Here is a 21,024-nt window from a genome sequence, read left to right on the forward strand (position 1 = left end):
ATGAGTACGGCTTCTCCGCCCACCTCGCCGCTGACCGGGGCCCCGGCCCCCGACGACGATTCATTGCGCTATCGCGCACCGCGCTGGCTGCCGAACAGCCATGTGCAAACCATCGTGCCCGCGCTGTTCGCACGGCGTCCGGCTGTCGCCTACCGACGAGAGCGATGGGAAACCCCTGACCACGACTTCATCGATCTCGACTGGGTCGCGCACCTCGACAGTGCCGCGCCGCCGCCCGACGCACCGCTGTTCGTGCTGTTCCACGGCCTCGAAGGCAGTTCCGGCTCGCACTACGCGCTGGCGATGATGGCCGCCGCGCGCGCGAAGGGCTGGCACGCGGTCGTCCCGCACTTTCGCAGCTGCAGCGGCGAGTTGAACCGCCAGCCGCGCTTCTACCATCTCGCCGACAGCGCCGAAGTCGACTGGATCCTGCAGCGGCTCGCCGCGCAGCATCGCGGGCCGATCGTCGCGGCCGGCGTGTCGCTCGGCGGCAACGTGCTGCTGCGCTGGCTCGGCGAGCACCGCAGCGACACGTCGATCGTGCACGCGGCCGCCGCGATCTCGACGCCGATCGACGTGCATGCGGGCGGCCGCGCGCTGTCGCAGGGCTTCGCGATGGTCTATACGCGCAGCTTCCTGAAGACGCTCAAGCGCAAGGCGCTCGCGAAGCTCGACCAGTATCCGGGCCTGTTCGACCGCGACGCGATGCTGCGCGCCGTGACGATGCGCGACTTCGACGAGGTCGTGACCGCGCCGCTGCACGGCTTCGCCGACGCCGACGACTACTGGACCCAGGCCACCACGCGCCCGCTGTTGCCGGCCATCGACGTGCCCACGCTGATCCTCAACGCCCGCAACGATCCGTTCCTGCCGGAATCCGCGCTGCCGAGCGCCGCCGACGTGTCGCCGGCCGTCGAGCTCGACCAGCCCATGGACGGCGGCCATGCGGGATTCATGACCGGACCGTTCCCCGGCCGCCTCGACTGGCTGTCGGCGCGGGTGTTCGGCTATTGCTCGAAATTCGTCGATCATGGATGACATCGTCAGGCAGGCTCTCGCCAAGTGGCCGAACGTACCCGACTGCACCGGTTGGCTGCTGCTCGACCGGCGCGGCGAGTGGCGGCTGCGCGACGACGCCGCGCAGGCCGCCGGAGAGCTCGGCTCGCCGATTCGGCATGCGGCGCTCAACGCGTTCATCGGACGCAACTACGAATGCGACGCGCACGGCCAGTGGTTCTTCCAGAACGGGCCGCAGCGCGTGTACGTCGAACTCGCGTACACGCCGTGGGTCGTGCGCCTGGCCGAACGCGACGGGCAGCTCACGCTGGCCGACCAGACCGGCGCGCCGTTCGAGCCCGACGCCGCATGGCTCGACGATGCGGGCGGCGTGCTGTTCCGCGCGGCGGGCACGCCGCCGCGCATCGCGGCGCTGCACGACCACGACCTCGGCCTGTTCGCCGATCATGCGGACTTCGACGCGATGCCGCCCATGCTGCGCTGGCGTGATGGGCGCACGCTGGCGCTCGGCAACCTGGCGTGTGCCGATGTGCCGGCAACGTTCGGCTTCGTCGCGAGCCCCGCGCAGCGGGCGCGGTGCGACGCGCCGGATGGTGGCAACGGCAACAGCAACGACGGCGCCGCAAGCTGAAGCGCCGCCGCCCTGCCCACCTGACTGCCGTTATCCGCGGCCGTTCTTCTCGTCCTCGCGCTCTTCCTTGTAGCGCGCCTCGAATTCCAGCAGCCGCGCGCCGATGATCGACTGGTCGTAGAACGACACGTCCTTCGCGTCGCGCGCCTCCTTCAGCTGGCGAATCGCCGACGGCCACGCGCCGTCGAGCGCCAGCTTCTCCGCGAGCGCGCGGCGCCGCGCGAGCACGTCGCCCTTGCCGTCGCTCGCCTTCGCGAGGTAGTCCCACCAGTCCGGCTGCTCCGGGTCCGCTTTCGCCTGCTGGCGTGCGAGCGTCTGCGCTTCGTCGAAGCGGCGCGCGGCGATCAGCGCCTGCAGGTGCGCGACGATCGCCGCGTGCGACGCCGGCCAGCGCCGCTGCGCGAGCGCCGCGAGCCGCACCGCGTCGTCGGTCCGGCCCGCGCGGCGGGCGAGGTCGGCAGCGAGCACGTCGAGGCTCGGCGAACTCGTCTGCGGATCGTCCGCGCGCCGCTCTCGCGCGTCGAAGGCGGCACGGGCCGACGCCAGCGCCTTGTCGGCCGCGTCGTACTGGCCGAGCAACGTGTTCGCGAGCGCGATTCCGTACTCGTTCGCCGCGACGTTCGGCGCCGTGCGATCGTCGATCTCGAGCTGCATCCGGCGCGCCTCGGCCGCGATGTCGTTCGGCGCACGGTTCTGCAGGATGCGCAGCCGCGCGCGCACGAAGCCGTATTCGGCCGACTGGCGCGGTTGCCGGTACGGCGCGCGGCGCGCGCGATCCTCCATGTCGGCGATCCGTTCGCCCGTCAGCGGGTGCGTGCGCGCATAGGCCGGCACGCCCGCGTCGCCCATCGACGCGCGCTCGAGCCGCTCGAAGAAGCCCGGCATCCCGTACGGGTCGTAGCCGGCGCCCGCGAGCAGTTGGAAACCGACGCGATCGGCCTCGCGCTCGGCCGACCGGGAGAAGCGCAGCTGGTTGTCGACCGCAAACGCCTGCCCGCCCATCGCGATCGCGCTGCCGAGATCGCCGCTGCGCGCGAGCACGCCCGCCAGCACCCCGAGCAGCATCGTCGCGAGCGCGGTGTAGCCGGTCTTCTCGTTCGCGCCGATCATCCGCGCGATGTGCCGCTGCAGCACGTGGCCCATCTCGTGGCCGACCACCGATGCGAGTTCGGATTCCGTTTGCGTCGTGACGACCAGCCCGCTATTGATCCCGATGAAACCGCCCGGCATCGAGAATGCGTTGATCTGCGGATCGCGCACCGGGAACAGCTCGAAGTCCGGCGTGTAGCCGCCGATGTAGCGCGCCGCGGCGGCAGCCGCGAGCCGCTTCGCGATCGCGTTCAGGTAGTCGCGCGCGAGCCAGTCGTCGAGGTAGTCCGGGTCGCGCCGCACCTCGCGCATCACGCGCTCGCCGAGACGGCGCTCGGCCTGCGGCGTGAGCGAACCGCCGGAGCCGTCGCCGAGGTCGGGGAGTTCCAGCGCGCGCAGCGGTGCGCGCAGGCTCGCGACCGGCGCGGACGCGCCGTCGCCGCCGGAGAACCGGCTTTCCGCGCCGCCGTAGGTGCCGAATACGCCGGTCGCGATGCCGGACGGCACCGTGGAAATCGACGGCGAAGCGCCGGCCGCCGGCTCGAGCGGCAGCGCGGACAGGCGCTGTGCATGGCCGCTCGGCGGCAGCACGAGCGCCGTCGACAGCAACACGGCAAGCAACTGTTTGACACGCATGGCAGGATGAAAGCGACGCGTCCCGCGCGCCGGGCGCGCATCGCGGCGTTTGGTCTGAAGATCCCGGCCATTGTACCGGCGGGATCGCGACTGTTCGCTGCGGCGGATGCGCCGTCTGCACGCCCGGCGTCGCGCAGGCCGCTGCTATGATAGGCGCCCGTTGAAACGTTGCAGATGGTTGCGGCACGGTGCCCGACGCGGTGAATCGACCGGCCGCGACACAAGAGATCGGAGCAGGACATGTCAGGACTTACCCATTTCGACGCCGCCGGCCACGCGCACATGGTCGACGTCGGCGGCAAGCAGGAAACGCAACGCATCGCGATCGCGCGCGGCACGATCCGGATGCTGCCGGCGACGTTCGCGCTGATCCGCGACGGCAAGGCGAAGAAAGGCGACGTGCTCGGCGTCGCGCGCATCGCCGCGATCCAGGGCGCCAAGCGCACCGCCGACCTCATTCCGCTGTGTCATCCGCTCGCGCTGACGCGCGTGGCCGTCGACTTCGAACTCGACGACGCGCTGCCGGGCGTGCACTGCGTCGCGCAGGTCGAGACGTTCGGGCGCACCGGTGTCGAGATGGAAGCGCTGACCGCCGTGCAGGTCGGGCTGCTGACCGTGTACGACATGTGCAAGGCGGTCGATCGGGGGATGGTGATCACCGAGGTGAGCGTGAGAGAAAAGCGTGGCGGGAAGTCGGGGGACTGGAAGGCCGAGGACACCGCCGGCTGACGGTCGGCACCTACCGGCCGGTAAATTCGGGATAGCGCACGTTTATCTCATACAATTACCGGATTCCGCACGGGAGAGCGTGCGACCCAGCACAAAAAAAGCGAGCACGGGTGATGAATTCGCAAATGTTAAGAAGCGCATTGCTGGCCGGACCGGTTCAGCACGAGCGCCTTGTCAAACTGGATACGCCGCTGGGCCCCAACGTGCTGCTGCCGCATCGCGTCATCGGCCGATCACGGCTCGGGCGTCACTTCGAGTTCACGGTCGATACCGTGTCGGTATCCGACAACCTCGAGCTCAAGAAGCTGATCGCGCAGCCCGTCACGCTGTGGATCCTGCAGGCCGACCAGTCTTATGCGCCTCACCACGGCTACGTGCATTGCGCCCGCAGGCTCGGCTCGGACAGCGGCGTCACGCACTACCAGATCGTCTTCGCTTCGTTCCTGCACTTCCTGAAGTTCCGCCGCGACCAGCGAATCTGGCAGGACCAGTCCGCGGACGACATCATTGCCGACGTGCTGAACCAGCATCCGCAGGCCAAGGGTCGCTTCACCTTCAAGCTCCACCAGCCGCTGCCGCTCCGCTCGTTCTGCATGCAGTACGAGGATGACTGGAATTTCGTGCATCGCCTGATGGAATCCGAAGGCCTGTATGGCTTCTGGGAACAGGACCAGGACGGCAAGTCGCACCGGCTCGTCGTCGTCGACCGCGTCGACGCATTGCCCGCGCTATCGCCGCGAACGGTGCGCTTTCATCATGCGGGCACGGGTGACGAGGCCGACACGTTCGTCCAGTTCTCCGGCACGCGCACGCTGCGAAGCGTCGCCCGCGCGACACGCACGTTCGACTATAAGCAGCCGCCGAGCGCGGCCAATCCGAAGGCGACCCATACGCCGACGATCGCCAATCAGGGCGACCTGCCGCCGCAGCTCGAGGTCTACGAATACACCGGTGCGTACACGTATCCCGAACAGTCCCGCGGTGACCATCTGTCGAAGATATGGATGGAGGAACAGGAGTCGCGCGCGAAACGCTTTCATGGCGTCGGCGGCGTGCGGCGCATGGATGCCGGGCGGACCTTCGAGCTGGCGGATCACGCCGAACACGACAAGGACGATGCCGGGCAGCGCGAATTCGCCGTGATCGAGACGGCGTGGGTCATCGTCAACAACCTGCCCGTTGCGGACGAACAGGCGGTTTTCCCGCACAGCCTGCAAGCCGAGGTCGGCAGCATCGTGTTGGCAACCAATACGGGCCAGTCGCGCGTGCGTCATCCCGACGGCAGCGAAGGCTTCTTTCAGATCCGCGTCGAAGCCCAGCGCACGACCGTACCGTTCCGCAGCCCGCTCGAGCATGCGAAACCCGCGATGCATTTGCAAACGGCGATCGTCGTCGCGCCGCAGGGCGAAGAAGTCCATACCGACGCACTCAACCGGGTCAAGGTTCGCTTCCATTGGGACCGCCTGAACGACGGCGACGAAAAGGCGTCGTGCTGGCTGCGTGCCACCGCGTCGGATTCGGGCAATGGTTATGGGGCCGTTCACCCGCACCGCAGCGGCGAGGAGGTGCTGGTCGATTTCCTCGGCGGCGACTGCGATCGCCCGATCATCGTCGGCAAGGTCTACAACGGCGCGACCAGTCCGCAATGGCACAGCAACGGCATTCTGTCCGGATACCGGTCGAAAGAATACGCGGGCGCCGGCTACAACCAGCTCGTGCTCGACGACGCGACCTCGCAGAACCGCGTGCACCTGTACAGCAGCCAGACCAACGCGCACCTGCATCTCGGCTACCTGATCGACCACACGGGCAACAACCGCGGCAGCTATCTCGGCAGTGGTTTCGACCTGCGCTCCGACGCATACGGCGCCGTGCGCGCGAACCGCGGCCTGTACGTCACGACGCATCCGAAACAGCCGGCGAGCCAGCCGCTCGACGTCGGCGAGACACAGCAGCAGCTCGTTCGCGCCGAAGGCCTGCTGGAGGCCATGTCGGATGTCAGCGCCCAGCATCAGGCCGAGTCGCTCGACCCCGGCCACTCGGCGCTGAAGCAGTTCACCGACGCAACGCAGAGCAGCGCGAGCGGCAGCGCGTCGGGCGGCCGGACCGCCGCCGGCGGAACCGGTAGCGCCAATGCGTTCAAGGAGCCCGTGATGCTGTTCGGCAGCCCGGCCGGTATCGGGATGTCGACACAACAGTCCGTGCAGCTTGCCGCGGACCAGCACGTCAACCTCGTCAGCGGGCAAAGCACGCACGTGGCCGCCGGAAAGTCGCTGATCGCGAGCGTCCTCGACCGGATCAGCCTGTTCGCGCAGAACTCCGGGATCAAGCTGTTCGCCGGCAAGGGCAAGGTCGAAGTGCAGGCGCACGCGGACAACATCGAACTGACCGCCCAGAAGGCGCTGAAGCTGATGGCGGTCACCGAGTCGATCGAAGGCGCCGCGGCGAAGGAAATCCTGCTGACTTCCGGCGGCGCGTACATCCGCATCGCGAACGGCAACATCGAAGTGCACGCACCCGGCAAGATCGACATCAAGGGTGCGCAGCACGTGTTCAGCGGCCCCACGCACCTGTCGCAAACGATGCCGACCCTGCCGAACTCGACCGGCAACTACGATCAGGCGTTCATCGCGCACTGGGCCGGCACCGACATTCCGGTAGCGAACACGCGATACCAGATGTTCTCGAACGGCAAGCTGCTCTCGGAAGGCGTCACCAATGCGGCAGGTGAGACGGGGCTCACGCAGAGCCACGTGCCGCACGACGTCGTCGTCAAGTTTCTAGGGAAATCGAATGGCTGACGGACAACAGGACAAGGTGCTCGGGACCGGTGCGGCGATGCTGACCCCGACGGGATACCAGGATCGGCCGAAGGTGGCGATCAATATCTGCGACAAGCATGTGACGCCGGCACCGAAATGGATCGTCGGCACCTGTCCGTTCTACTATCGGCCGCTTCACGGGGCGTATATGGAGACGGTCGAGAAGGTCAGCATGTCGAGCATCTGGTCGACCATCAAGGGTTTCGCCCTATCGTGGGATCCGTGGACCGACTCGGACGTCGCGCACCGACTCCTGCACCGCCGTGAAGAATTGATCAAGATAGACAGCACGAATTCCGACTGGTCTCGTCATGGCAACTTCATGATGCGTCACATCGGGTGCGGACATAAGCCGCCCGATTACTACATCAGCTACGGTTACTACTACTGCTCCGACTATGGAGCGAATCTCTATCCGAGCCTCAGCCCCCAAGGGAAAGCGTGGCTGAACAAAGCGCGCAAGCTGCTCCAGGTCAACATGGAAGACGGGTTGAATCAGAACATGATGGGCAACACGATCCAGATGGCCAGCCCGACGCCGGGAAACGGTAGCGTCGATATGACGTGGCCACAGTTCGAGCTGGAAATAAACACCGAAAAGTTCAAGGAATTTGCATTCAAGACACACCCGATGGCCTACCTCGACGGAGGATTGGCCGACCTGCCAATCATGGATCTCGTCAGGATCGGGATGCGCCCGAACATTCAGGAATGGGGCGACGGAAGAACGTGGGGGCAGGCTTTCGATTCCGCCATCCCTGTTCTCCGGAAAAAAGCCGAGGAATCGGACGCCGACGATCCGGTCGGCAAGGCGCTCGGAAGGCTGCTGGCGAAGTGACATGCGAAAAGGCAAACGATGGCTTTGGGTCGCGGGATGCGTGCTTGTTCTCCCGATCGCTATTTACGGATATACGGAAATGACATCAGGGTGGGACACGGTATCGACCGAATTCATGCGCAACGACAAGCCGTACGGTGCGGGCGCATTTCGCGTGCAACGCAACGATTTCATGTCACTGAAGGTTGCGCGACCGGAACTCAAGTTCAAGCCGGAGAGCGAGCAGAAGAACCCTGACCTCGCGGAATTCACCGAAGCTTGGATGGACGATTCGAACCAGCGGCTGAACCGGTCGACCGTCAGTTTCCTGCGCGGCACGCTGGACGGGAGCGCCGTGCGCCACTTCCAGCAACCGGGCCAGACCGCGTCATGGTGGTACTCGCCTGACTGGCAGGTCCTGTACGTCAGTACGGGCTGGATGGATTACGCGGCGCCGCGCACCGTCGACGGTGCGTCCCCTCAGACAACCCGACTCTGGAAGTCGAGCGACGGTGGCCAGCACTGGGCCCAGCTCGAATGGCCGATGGAGCGCAACATCAACCGCTTGCTGTTCATTGATGCGCAACGGGGCTACGCCATCGGATGGGGACCCCGCGTGTGGCGAACGGCGGACGGCGGGCAATCGTGGCAGGAAATCAAGGAACCGCCGGGTGCCGCCCTTCAGGACAAGCCACGCCGGACTTTCGACGGGACCAACCTCGGTCCCGACGGTGTATTGCGCATTGCCTATCAGGTTGAAGACGCCGAGCATCCGCAACCGGCAACGGTGGTCTGGCGGCTCGATTGGAATCAGCAGGATTTCATCCGGGAAGCGGTGCTCCCCGGACAAGTCATCGTCAGCCTCGAATCGTCGCCGGCCCCCGTCCGGAATTACGCACTGTATGCGTTGTCGCGTACAAGCGGCGAATCCGGCAGCGGTCATGGTGCGGGCGTCATTTCGACCTGGACTAGCGAGCACCCCGAACACATCCAGGAACTGCATGCGTTTGACAGCCCGCTGACGCTCAACGGACTGAGCGCGGGTCGCAACGGCGTCCTGCTGGTCCACGCGACCGACCCGAACACCGCAAACGGCGGCGGCGCACCGATCGACCTGACGATCAGCAGCACCGACGGTGGAAAGACATGGCAGCAGACCGCCGACAAGGCTTCACAGGGCGGCTACTTCGATCCACAAACGAACACGCTCTATTCGGTGTTCGCCTATACGCTGCGGAAACGGCAATTCTGATCGGCGCCCGATGCGTTTGTCGCAGGCCGTGTCCGCGGAAACGAACGACGTCCGCGGCACGGCCAGCAACGAGATTCCTCTATCGACTTCAGCCAATCCCATGCGCCATCGATCTCGACTGAAGGGGCTGGCCGTCATCGCGATCGGCGGCATCGTATTGAATCTGTTTTACGAGAGCACCGGTCCTCACTGGAAGACCGTTTCGTCGCAGATCACATGGTCCGACCCGCCAGCAGGTGTGGGTGATTTCTACATCGCCGGCAACGAAATCATGTCGCTCACGTTTGCCGATCCTGTCGTGACGCTGAAGCCGGCCGGCGAGTGGAAGGTTCCGACGGTCGCCGAACCCACCGAAGCATGGATGAACAGTGCGGGAGAAACCCTCAATCGACGAACCGTGAATTTCTTCCGCGGCACGCTCGATCACGGACTGCAGCGCTTCTTGCAAGCGCCCGGCCAACACACCGCGTGGTGGCATTCGCGAGACGGTCAGGTCCACTTGATCAGCATCGGCTGGCTGGACTATACGTCGCAGCATTCCGAGGACGACCTCGTCTCGCGGCAAACCCGTGTCTGGAAATCGCTCGACGGCGGCCGCCACTGGTCGCAGATGGCATGGCCGGAGCACGAAGATATCGACGACCTGCTCTTCATCGACGCGCAGCACGGCTATGCGATTGGCCGCGGCCCCACCGTCCGGCGAACATCCGACGGCGGCGAGTCCTGGCAACTGATCGCACTACCGCCGGATGCAGTCGTCCCCAGTGGCCGTCGGCGCAACCTCAGAGCGGTGAATCTTGGTCCCGACGGCACCCTGCGAGTGGCTTACCATGTCGATCCGTCGGCAACGGGGCCCGCTCGCAGCATGGTATACGGGCTTCCGCCGAATCAGCAGACGTTCGTTCCCCATATCGTTCTGCCGAACCAGACCGTCATCCGACTCGCTTCGACGCCGGCCACGACCAGCGGTTACGCGCTTTACGCACTGTCTCTCCTCGACGACGAGGGCGGCAAAGATACGGCACCGGATCGCGCACGCCGGGCCGGCGTGCTTTCGACGTGGACGGACACGCAACCCGCGCGCGTCCGGCAAGTGATGACGTTTGACATGAAGCTCATCGTGAGCGGCCTCGACGTGGGCCGCGACGGCCTGTTACTCGTATATGCCACCGATCCCGGGCAAGCAATCGACGATCCACCAATCCCCCTGATGATGAGCAGCACTGACGCAGGCAGGACCTGGAAACAGAATGCCGACGGGATCGTCTATCACAACCGGTACTTCGACCAGGATACGAACACGCTCTACTCGCTGCTCGATGAAAGACTGAAGAAGCTGTCATTCCCCATCCGACATTCCCCCGCCTCACAAGACTGAATCCCCTCGCTACATCCGGAGACCTATTCGATGAAAAAAGCGCTGCATCGCGCCGCATTCGTACTGTGCGCTGCCGCGGCGGCCACCGCCTCCGCCGCCAGCCCCTGCCCCGCCGCCGACACCGCCGCACGCGCGGCGCTCGACGCGCAGCACCGCGTACAGCAAGTCCGTAATCCGCAAGGCGACGGCGGCGGTACCGTCGACGTCTCGCCGCTCTTGCGCGACGCGCTTCGCGCATACAAGCAGGCGCTCGTCGGCGCGATCGACGCGCGGCTTGCGTGCAGCGACGAACACGTCGAGCCGGCTGCGCTGAAACGCACGCTTGCGGCCACGCTCGGCGTACCCGCCCAATCCACCCAATCCGCCGAGCCGAAAAACGGCGAATCGGCATTCGGCCGCAACCCGGACGTCGACGTTCAACGCGACGGCACGTCCCGCCCGCTCCTCTTCGTGCGCGCCGGCTTCGACATCCCATGCGGCGACGACAACCTGCTCACGGCCTATGCGTGGGAAAACGGCGGCTGGCGACGCGTGCTGCGCTGGCAGGCCGACGACTACAAGGACATCGGCGGCGCCTACGGCGGCGGCTTCTGGTTCGGCGCATTGCCCGGCGGCCAGGTGGCGATCGTCCACGGCACGCCGTGGTGCTCGTCGCGCTGGAGCCGGTTCGGCGCGGACGTGGTCGCGCCGGCAAACGGCGCGGCCGCGCAACGCACGCTGTTCCATACGGCTCACGGCTACGTGATCGACGACGACGCGATCCGCTTCAAGGTGCGCCCCGATGGCTTCGAGCTGCGCACGACGGTCGGCTCGCGCGACAGCGACGTGATGACACGGCCGGGCATCTTCCGCTATCGCGTCGACGGCGACACCGTGCAACGCGTGCAGCCGGTCGCGGTCAACGGCCGCGATTTCGTCGACGAATGGCTGGGCGTGGACGATGCGCTCGCGGGCGCCTGGAGCGAACCCGCGGCCGCTGGGGCGGCGCTGCAAGCGCGGCAGGGATTCATTGCGGAAAGCAAGGCGCCCGATACCGGGTTCGCCTATGGACCGGTACGCGGCTGCTCGGACAGCAAGGATCGCTTCCAGGTCGAACTGGATTTGACGGGCAAGGACGGCAACACGGTTGCGCGACGCTACGCGCTGATCCGCCAGGAGCGCAACGGGTTCACGATGCTCGGGCTGCGCAAGGCGGCCGAGCCGGCGTGCCACGGCGCGAACCTGATGCCGCGGCACTGAACGTCGGCGGCACGGCGGCGCCGGACAGGAATCGACGGCAAGCGGCACGCGCGACGCGGCGTGCCCGGCCGCCCGTCATTGCGCGCGTCGCGGCTCGAACACGAACGGTTGCGTGAGCAGGAACGGATTCGCGGTGGCGCCGGTCTGCGCGCAGGTCGCGTGCGTCATCGCGTCGACGGCCGCGCGATCCGCCGCCGCATTGCGGCTGCTCGTCGTCACGGTGACGTTCTGCGCTTCGCCCGAGGTCGTCATCAGCGCGCGCACGAGCACGGTGACCGGACGCGTGAGCGGCTTCGCGCTATCCGGATAGACGGCGCGCGGAATGTGGCAGGTCAGCTTGCTTTCCTGCGACGACGACAGCATCGCGCAGCCGGAAACCAGCACGGCGACGGCAGGCAGGATCAGGAGGGTCGAGCGAAGGGCCATGGTCGAATATCGTTCTTCAGTACTGTTGCGGACGAACGCCGCGCCGGCGGAGATCGCCCTGCGCCGCGGCCATCGGACCGGCGCGCCGTTACGGCCGCACGACCGACGGCTGCCCGGTCGCGATCCTGCTTGACGGGTTCCCGGAGATCCGGGGGCGGCGTTCGCGGTAGCGGCCCGCAGCGGGCGGCCGCGCACGCGAACGCTTTGCCGCATTGTGCACGCGCCGCCTTGCGCGTGGCCGCGATTTGACAATGGTTGACGCGAATCACACCGGATTCGGCCGGCATCCATTCTCCGGGGGAAGCAATCGCCGCCCCCTCCCGCCCCGCCATCGCCCACCGCCTCACCGCAATGCGGCCAGCGCCGGGATTCCCCGCCCGGCGCCGCGCGGTGTCGGCACGGTGTTCAGCGGGGTGTCACTCGGAATCGTCGTCGGAGTCGTCCTCGTCCGCATCGGCCGGCACTTCCCCGTACTTCGCGACGACGGCCGCCTTGAACGCCTTCAGCGCCGGTTGCTGGTCGCACAGCTTGTACAGCAACGCCAACTGCTGCGGCCAGTCCTTCAATTCCTTCGCGAACACATGCAGGCGCGCGACCGTATCGAGCGCATCGGCGTCCCGGCCGGCCAGCGCCTGCAGCGCCGCATAGCGGCGCAGCACCGTCTCGCCCGGCAGCAGCGCGATCGCGCGCTCGTGCGCGGCGAGCTTGAGCGGCAGGTTCTCCGGCGAAATCGTCAGCAGCGTGGCCACCCCGTAATCGCCCCACGCGCCGAACAGCTGCGACGGCGCATCGCGGTACTGCGCGGCCGGATCGCTGCCGTAATACAGCACTTCCGCGCGCTGGTAGTCGCGCAGCACGGGTACCACCGCCAGCACGCCGCCGACCGACAGCACCGCGAACAGCCCGAACGCCGCGCGGCCCGGCAGGACGCGCAGCGGCTTCACGTCGAGCAGGCCGATCACGAACATCGCCGGCAGCAGGAAGAACATGTACTGCTGCGGATATTCGACGAGCGCATGCATCAGCAGGATGCCGATCAGCGCGAGGCCGAACACGCGCGTGCTCGACTGCGGCGCACGCACCGCGCGCACGAACCACGTCACGAGCGCGACGACGAGCACGCCGAGACCCAGCAGACCGGACTTCGCGAGCAGGTCGATGAAGATGTCGTGCGAGTTGTTCGCGATCTCGACACCGCCGAGCGTGCGCACGAGCGCGAACTGGTGCGACGGGAATTCGCCCCAGCCGACGCCAAGCAGCGGATGCTCGCGGAACATCGCGAGCCCATACTTCCACAGCGCGAGCCGCGGCGCGATCTGCCCCGCGTCGCGCATCCGCTCGGCGGCCGACTCGGCAAGCCCCAGGTGGAAATGCACGTTGGCCCAGCGCACCGCGACGTTCACCGCGACGAAGGCCACCGCGAGCGCGGCCGGTATCAGCCATGCGCGGCGGTTGGCCGGCGCACGGCGCGACTCGAGCCACGCCATCCAGAAGCCCGCGACGACCATCACCGCGACCTGCAGCCACGGGCCCCGCGACACCGTCAGCGCGAGACCGACCGACAGCACGATCGACAGCGCGAACCAGGCCCATACCGCGAGCCGGCGCGTCTGCACCAGATACAACGCGCCCGCGAGCGCAAAAGCGATGTAGGTCGCCAGGTGGTTCGCCTGCGCCATGTTGCCGTAGGGACGGCGATCGACCGCGATGTTGTAGACCACGACGAACGGCGACACCGCGGTTTCCAGATGGAACAACTGCACGACCTGGCTCGCGACCGCGAACACGCCGCCGACGAGCAGCGCGCCGGCCATCATTCGCGCGGTGGCTTCGGCGAGCCCCTCGCGCGCGAGCGTGTAGCCGGCCTGCATCGCGACCAGCGCGGCGGCCAGATAGCCGAGCGCCAGCCAGTTCATCGACGGCACTTTCAGCGGCATCAGCGCGACCTGCGCGAGCAGCACCGCCGCGAACCCGAGCGGCGCGACGAACGCGGCCGGCGCCGCGAACGGCTCGGCCGGGCGGCCCGTGCGCGCGAGCAGGACGACGGAGAGCCCCACCAGCAGATACAGCACCAGCGCGGCAAACTCGGAATAGAAGGTCGGGATCGGATACGTGTGATTCGTGATCGCGTACGGCACGATCAGGGCGACAGCCAGCGCAACGAGCGGCAACGAACGGGAAAAAGTAGAAGGCATGAGCGAACCGGATGTCAGCAACCGGCGCACTATACAAAACTTTCCCCCGTCTGTGCGGCCCCGCCGCCCCGTCACCCGATACGGCCGGGCCGGCTCGGCAGGCCGGCAATGCGTGCGCGGCGCCGTGCGCGCGCCCACGCAGCGGCCCGCGGGCCGCCTGCACTATGCGCGGCATTCCGCCGGCGCGTATTTCGCGGGCAACGTCGCCGCCTCCGCCGGCAACGGTCCGGCGCCCGGCGCCGGCAGCGATGACGCGGCCTTGCCGGCGGCAAAGCATTCCCAGGCGATCGCGCCGGCCTGCATCGCGCCCTTTTTCAGCGGCACCCGTGCGGTCGGTGTATCGGCCTTGTCCGGCGCGGACGGCACCAGGACGAGCGTATTCGCGCCGGCCGCGGCGACGCGGGTGGTGAACGCCACCGTGATCTGGCCCGTATCGGCGTCGATCCGGACGGATTCGACGTTCCGGGTGGCGACCGGCGGGCTGTAGCCGCCATCGAGGCCCGCGCCGCTCGCGGCATTGTCGGCAACCGCGAGCCGCGCGGACGACGCGAGCGCGAGCCCCTCGCCGACGCGCGACCGCGCGAGGTAATCCTGGTACGCGGGAATTGCATAGGCAGCGATCACGCCGACGATCGCGAGCACGATCATCAACTCGATCAGCGTGAAGCCGGCCGGCCGCCAACGCGGCACCGGCCGGCGCGCGCGCCGCAGATCGGCGGCGACGCGACGGAACAGGGAAACTGAAAAGGCTTCGAACATGACTGGCTCCGGAAACGAAAAACGCCTGCCGAATCAGGCAGGCGTTTCGATCGTAGCCAGTGGGCCGCGGCCCCGGCAGTCGGCCGGACGGCCAACGTCATTGTGGATGCGGACCGCTGCGGCGGCGCCGGAGCGCGTATCCTGCGGCAACGACGAACAGCGCGCCGGCGATGCTCGCGCCGTAGATCGCGGCCTGCGTATCGAGCACCGGCCAGCGATCGCCGACCGGGTCGTGCACCATCAGGCCGCCTGCGATCCAGCCGAGCAGCCCCGCGCCCAGTGCGACGACGATCGGGAACCGGTCGAGCAGCTTCAGCACCAGCGTGCTGCCCCACACGATGATCGGCACGCTGACGACGAGCCCGAAGATCACCAGCGCCAGCCGGTGCGACGGATCGGCCTGCTCGGCCGCGCCGGCGATCGCGATCACGTTGTCGAGGCTCATCACGGCGTCGGCGATCACGATCGTCTTCACCGCGTCCCACAGCCGGTCGGCCGGCTTCACGTTGTCGTGCGCGTCGGCATCCGGCGCCATCAGCTTGACGCCGATCCACAGCAGCAGCAGGCCGCCGCCGAACTTCAGGAACGGCACGTCGAGCAGCGCGACCGCGAATGCGATCAGCACCACCCGCAACAGGATCGCGCCGGCCGTGCCCCACACGACGCCGCGCAGCCGCTGGTTGGCCGGCAGGTTGCGGCACGCGAGCGCGATCACGACAGCGTTGTCGCCGCCGAGCAGGATGTCGATGATGACGATCTGGAGCACGGCGCCCCAGTGCAGCGACGTCAGGAATTCAAGCATGTGTGGATATAGGTGCGGGGCGACGACCCTCTGACGGGCGGCCCGGTTCATTACCGGCACATGCGTCGCGCATGCCCGGGGCTTACAAATTCATTGCGCGAGCATAACAAAAAACGCCGGCTAAGCCGGCGTTTTTTGCAGGACGAACCACGCGGAAATTACAGCGCCTTCTTCAGCAGACGGCCCATTTCCGACGGGTTGCGCGTGACGGTGATGCCGCACGCTTCCATGATTTCCAGCTTCGCTTCGGCCGTATCCGCACCGCCCGAGATCAGCGCGCCGGCGTGGCCCATGCGCTTGCCCGGAGGCGCCGTGACGCCAGCGATGAAGCCGACGACCGGCTTCTTCATGTTGTCCTTGATCCACTCGGCGGCATTGGCTTCGTCCGGACCGCCGATTTCGCCGATCATCACGACCGCATCCGTATCCGGATCGTCGTTGAACATCTTCATCACGTCGATGTGCTTCAGACCGTTGATCGGGTCGCCGCCGATACCGACTGCCGACGACTGGCCGAGGCCGAGTGCCGTCAGCTGGGCAACAGCTTCATACGTCAGCGTGCCCGAACGCGACACGACGCCGATGCGGCCCTTGCGGTGGATGTGACCCGGCATGATGCCGATCTTCAGTTCGTCCGGCGTGATCGTGCCCGGGCAGTTCGGCCCGAGCAGCAGCGTCTTGCGGCCTTCGCGACGCATGCGGTCCTTCACTTCGATCATGTCACGGACGGGGATGCCTTCCGTGATGCAGATCGCGAGATCCAGGTCGGCTTCGACGGCTTCCCAGATCGCTGCGGCTGCGCCTGCCGGCGGAACGTAGATGACCGACACGGTCGCGCCGGTTTCTGCCTTCGCTTCCTTGACGCTCGCGTAGATCGGAATGCCTTCGAAATCTTCGCCGGCCTTCTTCGGGTTCACGCCCGCGACGAATGCTTCGCGGCCGTTTGCGTATTCACGGCAGGCGCGCGTATGGAACTGACCGGTTTTGCCGGTAATGCCCTGCGTGATGACCTTCGTGTCCTTGTTGATCAGAATCGACATGTATTTTGACCTCTGTTCGATTGGCGTCGCGTGCAAACCGCGCCGCCATGCGTGTTCATTAGCGCGCGCTTACTTGCCTGCGGCAGCCGCGACAACCTTCTGCGCAGCCTCTTCCATGCTGTCCGCCGAGATGATCGGCAGGCCCGAATCGGCCAGCATCTTCTTGCCGAGGTCCTCGTTCGTGCCCTTCATGCGCACGACGAGCGGCACGTTCAGGTTCACGGCCTTCGAACCGGCGATCACGCCTTCCGCGATCACGTCGCAGCGCATGATGCCGCCGAAGATGTTCACGAGGATCGCCTTCAGGTCCGGGTTCTTCAGCATCAGCTTGAACGCTTCCGTGACCTTCTCGGTCGTGGCGCCGCCGCCGACGTCCAGGAAGTTCGCCGGCTCGCCGCCGAACAGCTTGATGGTGTCCATCGTCGCCATCGCGAGGCCTGCGCCGTTCACGAGGCAGCCGATGTTGCCGTCGAGCGAGATGTACGCGAGGTCGAACTTCGACGCTTCGATTTCAGCCGGATCTTCTTCGTCCAGGTCGCGGTACGCGACGATTTCCGGGTGGCGGAACAGCGCGTTCGAGTCGAAGTTGAACTTCGCGTCGAGTGCGATGACCTTGCCGTCGCCGGAAACGTTCAGCGGGTTGATTTCAGCCAGCGACGCATCGGTTTCCCAGAATGCCTTGTACAGGCCTTGCAGGATCGCGCGCGCTTGCGGGATCGAAGCAGCCGGCACGCCGATCTTCGCGGCGAGGTCGTCCGCCTGCGCGTCGAGCAGGCCCGTCGACGGCTCGACGATGACCTTGTGGATCAGTTCCGGGTGCTTTTCGGCGACTTCTTCGATGTCCATGCCGCCTTCGCTCGAACCCATCAGCACGATCTTTTGCGAGATGCGATCCACGACGAGGCTGACATACAGTTCCTGCTTGATGTCGGCGCCTTCTTCGATCATCAGACGGTTGACCTTCTGGCCTTCCGGACCCGTCTGGTGCGTGACGAGCTGCATGCCGAGGATCTGGTTCGCGTATTCGCGGACCTGCTCGATCGACTTCGCCACCTTCACGCCGCCGCCCTTGCCACGGCCACCCGCGTGAATCTGAGCCTTCACGACCCACACCGGGCCGCCGAGCTCTTCTGCCACCTTGACGGCCTCGTCAACCGAGAACGCCGGCTTGCCGCGCGGTACCGCGACTCCGAATTTCCGCAGGATTTCCTTACCCTGGTACTCGTGAATCTTCATGCGTGATTCCCTTCAGTCTGAGAGTTGGATGAAAAGTCGCTTAAGACGCTTCTTCGAATGATTTCCGTTCATTCCTTCGTGCTGCCTTCACCGGGCACGTCCGGCCGGCTCGCGCCATACCAGCGCGGGTAGTACTGCCGCACGACCTCGCCGTCGAACCGCAACGCCCGGCAGCGGCCGAGCTGGAAAGGCGCGTCGTCGTGCGCGCCGCCATGATCCGGCCCTTCGCCGCCTTCCTCGCGCACGTTCCACACCTCGCCGGCGAACGCCTGAATCGCTGCCGTCGGCAGCACGGCGCACAGTTCGGTGAGATGGGAACAGCCTGCGACGCCGGCGAGCAGCCGGTTCGCGTTGCGGCGGAAATTGCGGAAGAGATTGAGCCCGATGAGGGCCCGATAGGCAGGAGTGGCGGATTGACAGTGACCGGGATACGGAACCCATTCCGAGGACGCTTCGGCGTCGACGACGTTGAGATCACGATCGATAGTCACGCGCAGCCAGAGTTCGTGGATCGGCAGGCCCTGGGGCCGGATGCCCGACGCAAGCGCGACATCGCGCGGCTTGTGGTCGGTCAGGCAGGCTTCGATGTCCCACAAGCCGTCGCCGCGCTCGTAGGCTTCCGCTCGGATTGCGCGTCGATGTCGCAACTGACGGGGCACGGGCTCGGATAGCGGCATGCTGGAGGTTGAGGCCGAAGAGGAAAACCCGTGGATTTTAGCATATCGGGTATTTGAGGCAGCCGGCCGCGACGGCGGGTATTCCCGCCTGTCCGGAAACGGTTGCATTGCAGCAAAATCGCGCGCAGCGCGCGTGACGCGCCGGTCAGTCGTCGACCAGGAAATCGTCGCCGACCTTCAGCAACTTCACGATGATCCCGCTCGAGAAGCCGCGCGCGGCAAGGAAGCGCGCCTGCTTCGCGCGCTCGGCCGGCGTTTGCGGCAGTGCACCGAATTTCTTGCGCCAGACGGCCTGCGCACGTGTCCATTCGGTCTCGCGCAACTGCGCGTTGACTTCCTCGACGAGCGTGTCGCCGACGGCGTGACGCTTCAGTTCGCTGACGATGCGCGCGGCGCCGACGCGCGACGCGCGGCGATGCACGAGGCTCTCGGCAAAGCGCGCGTCGGACAGCCAGCCTTCCTTTTCCAGCGCATCGAGCACCGGCTCGACGGATTCGTCTTCGCCGACGTACGGCCCAAGCTTGCGCGCGAGTTCGGCGCGGCTGTATTCGCGCCTGGACAGATAACCGAGCGCGCGGCCCTTCAACGAACGCGGCGGCTTCGACGACTTGCGCTTGCCGGCGCCCGGATCGTCGGCGGCAGATGTGCTTGATGACGTGCTTGAAGATGCGCCGGACGCCCGGCGCGTGCGGCGCGGATGCTGGCTGCTGCGGGTATAGACGTCTTCCCTGGCCGGCGCCGCCGCAGCGGCTGCGCGCTCGCCGGGGAAGCTGACACCGGAAACACGACGGCGGGAGCGATCGTGCGCGTCGAACGATTCGTCGTCGTCGAACGGATCGTCCGGCGCGGCAATCTCAAACGAAACGAGGGCATCGTCGGATGCCCTCGTCGCGGTGCGGTTCGTGGCGTTGCCGCCTGCGACCGACCGGTCGGCAGCCGAGGATCCGGCTCGCCGACCGGAGCGACCCGCCGTTTCGGGCGCGTCGCTCTCCTCCGGCTTGCCTGCCTGACCTCGGCGCCCGACCATCACTCTTCTTCGTCCATCGCCTCGGCTTCGTCGTGGACCGCAGCCGCACCTTCAGGCATGGTGACCACGCCGAGCGATTCGCGGATACGGTTCTCGATCTCGCGCGCGATTTCCGGATTCTCGCGCAGGAATTCACGCGCGTTGTCCTTGCCCTGACCGATCTTCTCGCCGTTGTAGCTGTACCAGGCGCCGGCCTTGTCGACGATCTTCGCCTGCACGCCGAGATCGATGATCTCGCCCTGACGCGAAATGCCTTCGCCATACAGGATGTCGAAGATCGCTTCGCGGAACGGCGGCGACACCTTGTTCTTGACGACCTTCACGCGGGTTTCGTTGCCGATCACCTCGTCGTTCTTCTTGATCGAGCCGATCCGGCGGATGTCGAGACGCACCGACGAATAGAACTTCAGCGCGTTGCCGCCCGTCGTGGTTTCGGGGTTGCCGAACATCACGCCGATCTTCATCCGGATCTGGTTGATGAAGATCACGAGGCAGTTCGTGCGCTTGATCGTGCCCGTCAGCTTGCGCAGCGCCTGCGACATCAGGCGGGCCTGCAGGCCCGGCAGCGAATCGCCCATCTCGCCTTCGATTTCGGCCTTCGGCACGAGCGCCGCAACCGAGTCGATGACGATCATGTCGATCGAGCCCGAGCGCACCAGCGCGTCGGTGATTTCGAGCGCCTGCTCGCCGGTGTCCGGCTGCGAGATCAGCAGTTCCGGCACGTTCACGCCGAGCTTCGCCGCATATTGAACGTCGAGCGCGTGCTCCGCGTCGATGAACGCCGCCGTGCCGCCCAGCTTCTGCAGCTCGGCGACGACCTGCAGCGTCAGCGTGGTTTTACCCGACGATTCCGGACCGTAGATCTCGACGACCCGGCCGCGCGGCAGGCCGCCGACGCCGAGCGCGATATCGAGACCGAGCGAGCCCGTGGACACGACCTGGATGTTCTCGGCCACTTCGCCGTCGCCCATGCGCATGATCGAGCCCTTGCCGAACTGCTTCTCGATCTGTGCGAGTGCGGCCGCCAGCGCCTTGCTCTTCTCGGCGGTCATCCCGGAGCCCTTCTTGCTATCTTCCATGAATCGTCCTTTGCTATGATGAGCAGCGTCTGTTAGAGGCGCGCCCACTTCAAGCGCTGCCCATGAATGCAGACACTGTATAAAAAAACAGTGTTTTGTGCAAGCCCGCAATGCAGAGCGTTGTACACGAATAACTTCGGAGACAGCCGCGCCGGCGCGAATGCCCGCCGGCC

The 21,024-nt window shown here is 66.5% G+C and carries 18 protein-coding genes; 8 read left to right on the forward strand and 10 right to left on the reverse strand.

The annotated features are described in order from the left end of the window. Positions 1-1,038 carry a hydrolase gene (locus BAMB_RS13545; RefSeq protein WP_011657819.1) on the forward strand — a complete coding sequence of 346 codons (1,038 nt, stop codon included), beginning with the start codon at positions 1-3 and terminating at the stop codon, positions 1,036-1,038. Further along, on the forward strand, positions 1,031-1,648 hold the full coding sequence (locus tag BAMB_RS13550) for a DUF2946 family protein (protein WP_011657820.1): 618 nt from the start codon (positions 1,031-1,033) through the stop codon (positions 1,646-1,648). The genes BAMB_RS13545 and BAMB_RS13550 overlap by 8 nt, the downstream gene beginning before the upstream one ends. Positions 1,649-1,678: 30 nt before the next feature. Here BAMB_RS13550 and BAMB_RS13555 read toward each other — a convergent pair whose 3' ends face one another. Continuing rightward, positions 1,679-3,373 (reverse strand): M48 family metalloprotease, encoded by a 1,695-nt coding sequence (locus tag BAMB_RS13555; RefSeq protein WP_006749965.1) that lies wholly within the window; start codon positions 3,371-3,373, stop codon positions 1,679-1,681. Positions 3,374-3,613: 240 nt separating this feature from the next. Here BAMB_RS13555 and moaC point away from each other — a divergent pair, with 240 nt between their 5' ends. The 6 genes from moaC to BAMB_RS13585 all read left to right on the forward strand — a co-directional run bounded on the left by moaC (position 3,614) and on the right by BAMB_RS13585 (position 11,610). Further along, entirely contained in the window at positions 3,614-4,102 is a 489-nt protein-coding gene (gene moaC / locus BAMB_RS13560) for a cyclic pyranopterin monophosphate synthase MoaC (RefSeq protein WP_011657821.1), read from the forward strand. 113 nt (positions 4,103-4,215) lie between these two features. Next, positions 4,216-6,903, forward strand: coding sequence for a type VI secretion system Vgr family protein (locus BAMB_RS13565; RefSeq protein ID WP_041491263.1), 2,688 nt, complete (start codon positions 4,216-4,218; stop codon positions 6,901-6,903). Continuing rightward, entirely contained in the window at positions 6,896-7,762 is an 867-nt protein-coding gene (locus BAMB_RS13570; protein ID WP_011657823.1) for a hypothetical protein, read from the forward strand. Before BAMB_RS13565 ends, BAMB_RS13570 begins: the two co-directional genes overlap by 8 nt. Positions 7,763-7,841: 79 nt before the next feature. Further along, positions 7,842-8,993, forward strand: a complete 1,152-nt coding sequence (locus tag BAMB_RS13575; RefSeq protein ID WP_041491264.1) for a beta propeller repeat protein — start codon at positions 7,842-7,844, stop codon at positions 8,991-8,993. 100 nt (positions 8,994-9,093) lie between these two features. Further along, complete coding sequence (locus BAMB_RS13580; RefSeq protein WP_041491265.1) at positions 9,094-10,371, forward strand: WD40/YVTN/BNR-like repeat-containing protein; 1,278 nt, start codon at positions 9,094-9,096, stop codon at positions 10,369-10,371. Positions 10,372-10,401: 30 nt separating this feature from the next. Next, on the forward strand, positions 10,402-11,610 hold the full coding sequence (locus BAMB_RS13585; protein WP_011657826.1) for a hypothetical protein: 1,209 nt from the start codon (positions 10,402-10,404) through the stop codon (positions 11,608-11,610). Positions 11,611-11,685: 75 nt separating this feature from the next. Here BAMB_RS13585 and BAMB_RS13590 read toward each other — a convergent pair whose 3' ends face one another. From BAMB_RS13590 to recA, 9 genes are all read right to left on the reverse strand, one after another. Continuing rightward, positions 11,686-12,036, reverse strand: coding sequence for a TonB family protein (locus tag BAMB_RS13590; protein ID WP_011657827.1), 351 nt, complete (start codon positions 12,034-12,036; stop codon positions 11,686-11,688). Between the two features lie 416 nt (positions 12,037-12,452). After that, positions 12,453-14,231 carry a PglL family O-oligosaccharyltransferase gene (locus BAMB_RS13595; protein ID WP_011657828.1) on the reverse strand — a complete coding sequence of 593 codons (1,779 nt, stop codon included), beginning with the start codon at positions 14,229-14,231 and terminating at the stop codon, positions 12,453-12,455. A 162-nt stretch (positions 14,232-14,393) separates the two neighbouring features. Further along, entirely contained in the window at positions 14,394-14,990 is a 597-nt protein-coding gene (locus tag BAMB_RS13600) for a pilin (protein WP_006749939.1), read from the reverse strand. Positions 14,991-15,087: 97 nt separating this feature from the next. After that, entirely contained in the window at positions 15,088-15,792 is a 705-nt protein-coding gene (locus BAMB_RS13605; RefSeq protein ID WP_041491266.1) for a TerC family protein, read from the reverse strand. A 158-nt stretch (positions 15,793-15,950) separates the two neighbouring features. Continuing rightward, complete coding sequence (gene sucD, locus BAMB_RS13610) at positions 15,951-16,832, reverse strand: succinate--CoA ligase subunit alpha (RefSeq protein WP_006477916.1); 882 nt, start codon at positions 16,830-16,832, stop codon at positions 15,951-15,953. Between the two features lie 69 nt (positions 16,833-16,901). After that, positions 16,902-18,068: an ADP-forming succinate--CoA ligase subunit beta gene (gene sucC / locus BAMB_RS13615; protein ID WP_006755512.1), complete on the reverse strand. Its 1,167-nt coding sequence runs from the start codon at positions 18,066-18,068 to the stop codon at positions 16,902-16,904. A gap of 68 nt (positions 18,069-18,136) precedes the next feature. After that, positions 18,137-18,745, reverse strand: coding sequence for a DUF2889 domain-containing protein (locus tag BAMB_RS13620; protein WP_011657830.1), 609 nt, complete (start codon positions 18,743-18,745; stop codon positions 18,137-18,139). Between the two features lie 145 nt (positions 18,746-18,890). Continuing rightward, the gene (recX, locus tag BAMB_RS13625) at positions 18,891-19,772 is read right to left on the reverse strand and encodes a recombination regulator RecX (RefSeq protein WP_011657831.1); all 882 of its coding nucleotides are present in this window, start codon (positions 19,770-19,772) and stop codon (positions 18,891-18,893) included. Further along, positions 19,772-20,851: a recombinase RecA gene (gene recA / locus BAMB_RS13630; protein ID WP_011657832.1), complete on the reverse strand. Its 1,080-nt coding sequence runs from the start codon at positions 20,849-20,851 to the stop codon at positions 19,772-19,774. The genes recX and recA overlap by 1 nt, the downstream gene beginning before the upstream one ends. Positions 20,852-21,024 lie beyond the last annotated feature (173 nt).

The organism is Burkholderia ambifaria AMMD, assembly GCF_000203915.1.
Classification (GTDB): domain Bacteria; phylum Pseudomonadota; class Gammaproteobacteria; order Burkholderiales; family Burkholderiaceae; genus Burkholderia; species Burkholderia ambifaria.